Below are 5,723 nucleotides of genomic sequence, written 5' to 3'. Positions count from 1 at the left end.
TTTGAGTAATTTCTCGACCACTAAATGTCCGACATATAAAGACCAATGATAATCTTTGGATTCGAACATGTTTTGCATCGATTTGAAATCTCTGTCCGAACCTTCGATCCAGAAATTTACTAATTCTTCTCTTGTCATTGTTTCTTGATTTTTGGAATGAAAAACCTTTCAACCATTGCGAAGGTTTGTAACCATTCGCAAGGTTTTTTTTATACTAATTCAACTTTCACTTTCTCTACATCTTCCAGCTTATCTATACTCATGACTTTAACGCTTCGATCTATTTTTTTGATCATTCCGGCAAGCACTTTTTTGGGACCAAACTCAATAAAAATCTCGACTCCATCTTTGATCAAATTATTGATTGAATCTACCCAGAGAACTGATGATGTAACCTGCTCTGCCAGATTTTTCTTAATTTGCTCAGGATCGGAAACCGGTTTGGCATCGACATTGGAAATGACCGGAATTTCCGTTGTTTTAAAATTGATCTTATCCATTTCTTCCGCCAACCAATTTCCTGCTTTTTCGATCAAAGGAGAATGGAAAGGAGCTCCTACTACAAGCGGAACAACTCTTTTTGCTCCGGCTGCGGAAGCGAGTTCACAAGCTTTATCAACCCCTGCTTTAGATCCGGAAATAACAGTTTGTACTGGAGTATTATAATTAGCTGCAATGACAATTCCTTCGCTCGATGCTGATTCACAAAATTCTTTTACTTTTGCTGAATCAGGTCCGATAATAGCAGCCATAGCAAAAGGTTTTCCTTCGTTTGCTTTGATCATGAATTCACCTCTGCGATGAACAAGATACAAAGCATCTTCAAAATCGAGAACTTCATTAGCAACGAGTGCGGAAAATTCTCCAAGAGAATGTCCTGCTACAAAATCAGGTTTTATATCAATCTCGTTTAAAAGAGTTTTCATGGCGACAATACTGTGAAATAGGATTGCTGGTTGAGTGAATTTTGTTTCCTTTAAAAGCTCTTCCGGTCCTTCCTTCATAATTTGAAATAAATTTGTTCCATTCTTTTTATCGAAGTTTTCGATGATCGTTTTGAATTCAGGATTTTGCTCGATAAAATCCATTGCCATCCCAATGTATTGAGCTCCCTGACCTGGAAATATAAAAGCTGTTTTTGACATAATTTTTTCCTTTTTTTTGTAGTTCAGAACTTGTTCTGAACTTCTTATTTATTTTCATAAAATATTTATTCAATAGTTTCGAAACAAGTTCCGAACTACTATAATTCTGGTATCTTCTAAAAAACAATCCGTCAAAAGCCGGAATAAAAGTTTAAGTTACTTTCGTAAAACAATTCCAATCTTGTTAATATTGATCAATTTAGCAAATTGATTTACTATCCCAAACAGGATTGTTTGAGATACTAATATCTGATCAATAAGCTTCCTGATGTTAATCCAGCCCCAAATGATGACATCAAAACCAGATCACCTCTCCGAATTTTTCCTTCCCGCACAGCTTCATCAAGAGCAATTGGAATGGTAGCAGAAGAAGTATTAGCATATTTTTCAATATTTACGATAACTTTATCCGTATCAATCTTCATTCTCTTTCCCAGAGCTTCTATGATCCTCATATTTGCCTGGTGAGTTATCAACCAATCGATGGATTTTACATCGAGATTATTTCTTTTGAGGACAATATCACAAGCTGAATACATCGACTTGATCGCAAACTTAAAAATCTTATTTCCTTCCATATAAAGTGTATGCAGATTTTTTTTTACAGATTCTTTGGAAGCAGGCATCCTGGAACCACCTGCTTCTTGTATTAGGAGTTCATAATGAGTTCCATCAGCAAAAATTTCTGAATCGATAACTCTTGAAATATCTTTGCGTTCAGCTCGGGAAAAGATGGTTGCGCCTGCTCCGTCTCCGAATAAAATGCAGGTGTTTCTATCTTGATAATTGGTAATTTTTGTCAGAATTTCCACTCCAATTACAAGAATATTTTTATACACTCCATTTTCAATATATTGTTTAGCGACATTGGAAGCATAGATCCAACCCGGGCAACCGGCAGATAAATCAAATGCAGGAAAATTTTTCAAACCTAATCTCTTTTGGAGAATACAAGCGGTTGAAGGAAAAGGATGATCACCGGAAATCGTGCCGACAATGATCATATCAATTTCTCTTGCTTTTATATTAGCAGATTCGATTGCCTTTAAAGCAGCATTATAAGCAAGGTCTGATGCAGCTTCATTTTCCGAAGCAATGTGTCTTTCAGACATACCGGTTCTGGTTCTTATCCATTCGTCTGAAGTATTTACGATTTTTTCAAAATCAAAATTGGTCATTATTTTTTTAGGAACACTCATTCCTGTACCGGCGATTTTTGCATAATATTTTCCAACCATAATTATAACCTCTCATAATATTCTTGAGCATGTTCGATAAAACCGGATTTAGCAATCTTAACAGCAAATTTAACAGCATTTTTGATCGCGATCGCATTTGCTCTGCCATGCGAAATAACGGAAATTCCATTTAATCCGACCAGTAATGCTCCGCCATACTCAGTATGATCTAATTTCTTTTTCAGATATTGATAAACAGGAAAAGAAAGCAAAGCCCCTATTTTGGCGATCCAGTCTATTTTCATTTGTTCTTTCATCATACCAAAGATAGCAATGGCAACACCTTCGACAGTTTTAAGCATCACATTTCCCACAAAACCATCGCAAACAACCACATCGACAATACCTTTCAGCAGATCTTTTCCTTCGATATTTCCAATAAAGTTTATATCTTCATATTCACTCAATTTTTGGTATGTTTTTTTGACAAGTTCGTTTCCTTTAACGCTTTCTTCTCCAATATTTAGAAGAGCGACTTCCGGATTTTTGTTCTGAAAGAAAAAGCGGGAATAAAGGCTTCCGAGTTTGGCGAATTGCACTAAATGTTCGGGAGAACAATCGACATTTGCTCCGATATCGAGCACGATTTCAGGTTTGTGTATTGTTGGGAAAGTCAGAGCAATTGCCGGTCGCAGAACATTTTTTATCCGACCGTAAATAAATAGAGAAGCAGCCATAACCGCTCCCGTATTTCCGGCACTAACAATTCCATCTACAAAACCATCTTTATGCAGTTGAATTGTTTTAACTAGTGAGGAATTCTTCTTTTTCTTGACAATGCTCGAGGGAGAATCATCCATCGAGATAATTTCATCCGCATGTACAATTTCAATTCGGTTTTTGTCATAAAAGAATTTTTCTAACGATTTTTTTAAAACCTCTTCTTTTCCAACGAGGATAATTTTATCACAAAGATCGTCTTTTATCGCATGAACTGCTCCTTCTACTTCAGGTAAAGGAGCGTTATCACTGCCAAAAGCGTCGATAGCAATTCTCATGAATTTTCGCTGATTTATTCTTCTATCGAGATTATTTTTTTACCGTTATAAAATCCGCATTTCTTACAAATATTATGTGGTTGGACCGGTTCTCCGCAATTCGAACAGGTTGAAATTGTTGGCATTTCTGCCTTATAATGTGTTCTTCTTTTATCCCTTCTTGATTTTGAAGTTTTTCTTTTTGGAACAGCCATTTTATCTCCTCTTATTATTTAATTCTATATTAAATAATATAATACACTTTTTATTTTTAGTGTGTTAATAAATTTTAAGTTAAGGTTTATGTCAAGAATTTTGGATTGCTTTATTAATGAATTACTTTCAAGATCAAATCAGGTTTTTTTATTTCAGTTTCCGAAATCGTAAAACTGTCTCTTATTTTAGTAGCAGCTACTTTTCCGGTTTGCTGATCATCGCAAAAGATAGTTCCGAGTTCTTCGTCTTTTTGGATAAAATCTCCGATCTTTTTTGGGAAGAATGCTCCGGCTCCGTAATCTAAATTTGAATCCAGTTTTTTCCTACCCGCTCCGATATCGACTAAACTATAACCGATCTGCTGGCTGTCGATCGCTTCTATCCAACCTGTTTTTTGGGAAATCACAGGAATCTCAAATTTTGCATGAGGAAGCAGCGAAACATCATCACAAACATCAGAATTTCCACCTTGAGTTTTTATGAATTTCTTGAAATATTCCAATGCTGAACCGTTTTGAATTACTTTATCGAACATATCTCCTGCTTCATTCATATTTTTTGAGATTTGACAAAGCTGGAGCATCTCAACAGCAAGAGTTTTGGTGATCTCATAGACATCCGGGATATTCTCCCCTTTAAGAAATTCGATGCTTTCTTTTATTTCAAGGGCATTCCCCGCATATTTTCCTAAAGGTGAATTCATATTGGAAAAAACTACTGCAACTTTCTGACCTAAATTTCCTCCGGTTCTGATCAATAATTCAGCAAGTTTATCTGCCATTTCCATATTTTTGATAAATGCTCCGGTTCCGACTTTCAGGTCAACGACTAAATTCTTTGCACCTTCTGCGATCTTCTTGCTCATAATACTAGCTGTGATCAAAGGTAAACTACCAACAGTTCCGGTAACATCCCGTAAAGCATAGATCGTGCGATCGACCGGAACTAATTCCGCTGATTGACTGATGATAGCAAAACCGACTTCATTCACAATTTTCTTAAATTCTTTCTCAGAAAAGTCTGTTCTCATTCCTGGAATAGATTCCAGTTTATCGAGAGTTCCGCCGGTATGTCCCAAACCTCTTCCGGAGATCATCGGGATTTTCCCACCGCAAGCAGCTACGATCGGAGCAAGAGGAATGCTGATCTTATCTCCAACTCCGCCAGTCGAGTGTTTATCGACGGTATTCATTTCTGCAGGGAAAGTTATCTGCTTTCCGGATTCGATATAGATTTCCGTCAAAGTCTGAACTTCATTGATCTTCATACCCTGGAAATAAATAGACATCAAAAATGCAGCCATCTGGTATTCTGGTATTTTCCCTGATTCATAAGCGGTGAAGATGAATTTGATCTCATCTCTGGTCAAGTTTGCACCGTTTCTCTTTTTCACAATCAGTTCAACGGGATTGTATTTCATTTATTCTCCGTTTGTGACTCAATCATCTTGATTGAGATGTAACACGAAACTCTGTTTCGTTGTAATTTTGATTCTCCGAATCATTAATGATTTGCTCGTGCTATTTTTACAATTCAGCAAATTGTTTTACAGGCACGATCAGGATTTATTGCGATACAGTAACTCAAACAATCCGTCAAAAGCCGGATTAATAAATTCTGAACCATATTCACAGATTACAAATCTGTGCTACGAATTTTTCCAACTGTTTTTCCGCCTGCCATTTCCAGAACATTTTTCCATCCACAAAAGGAATATTTTCCTGTTCACATCTTTGAATGAGAGGAGTTTTTTTATCAGAGTATGGTAAGTCAATGATTTTTACCGGAAGTTTCAGTTTTGTGGTTTCCAGAAAATCTTCGTAGTTCATTCCAAGCGGAGTACAATTTATGATCAAATCGTAGCTTTCTTCGGATAATTTATTTTCTTGTATGAATTTGAAATTATATTTGAAAGCGAGTTCTTTCCCATTGAAAGCGAGTTCTTTCCCGATTTTTTCATTTCGAGCGGAAAGATAAATATCAGGAAAATCCTGTAGAGCATAAAGAGCAGTTTCTGCTGTTCCCCCGCTTCCATAGACAAGAATTTTATCATTTTTTTTGAGGTGAAGAAATTTAAACGATTTCTCAAAAGCAGTTAAATCCGTATTAAGACCTCCATCAGTTTTTGGAAGGATAAGATTTAATGC

General features: G+C 36.2%; 6 protein-coding genes. All 6 read right to left on the bottom strand.

Annotated features, from left to right (window positions below):
- A partial coding sequence (locus ENL20_08115; GenBank protein HHE38523.1) for a HEPN domain-containing protein occupies positions 1 to 138 on the bottom strand: 138 nt, incomplete at its 3' end.
- 71 nt (positions 139 to 209) lie between these two features.
- Positions 210 to 1,145, bottom strand: coding sequence for a [acyl-carrier-protein] S-malonyltransferase (fabD, locus tag ENL20_08110; protein HHE38522.1), 936 nt, complete (start codon positions 1,143 to 1,145; stop codon positions 210 to 212).
- A gap of 242 nt (positions 1,146 to 1,387) precedes the next feature.
- Positions 1,388 to 2,383, bottom strand: a complete 996-nt coding sequence (locus ENL20_08105) for a ketoacyl-ACP synthase III (GenBank protein HHE38521.1) — start codon at positions 2,381 to 2,383, stop codon at positions 1,388 to 1,390.
- Between the two features lie 2 nt (positions 2,384 to 2,385).
- The gene (gene plsX, locus ENL20_08100; protein ID HHE38520.1) at positions 2,386 to 3,381 is read right to left on the bottom strand and encodes a phosphate acyltransferase PlsX; all 996 of its coding nucleotides are present in this window, start codon (positions 3,379 to 3,381) and stop codon (positions 2,386 to 2,388) included.
- 14 nt (positions 3,382 to 3,395) lie between these two features.
- Complete coding sequence (locus ENL20_08095; GenBank protein ID HHE38519.1) at positions 3,396 to 3,575, bottom strand: 50S ribosomal protein L32; 180 nt, start codon at positions 3,573 to 3,575, stop codon at positions 3,396 to 3,398.
- A 113-nt stretch (positions 3,576 to 3,688) separates the two neighbouring features.
- Positions 3,689 to 4,996 carry a thymidine phosphorylase gene (locus tag ENL20_08090; protein HHE38518.1) on the bottom strand — a complete coding sequence of 436 codons (1,308 nt, stop codon included), beginning with the start codon at positions 4,994 to 4,996 and terminating at the stop codon, positions 3,689 to 3,691.
- Positions 4,997 to 5,723 lie beyond the last annotated feature (727 nt).

It is taken from the genome of Candidatus Cloacimonadota bacterium (genome assembly GCA_011372345.1).
GTDB lineage: Bacteria > Cloacimonadota > Cloacimonadia > Cloacimonadales > TCS61 > DRTC01.
The sequence above is the reverse complement of the archived record's forward strand: the minus strand, read 5'-3'. Positions and strand labels throughout refer to the sequence as shown.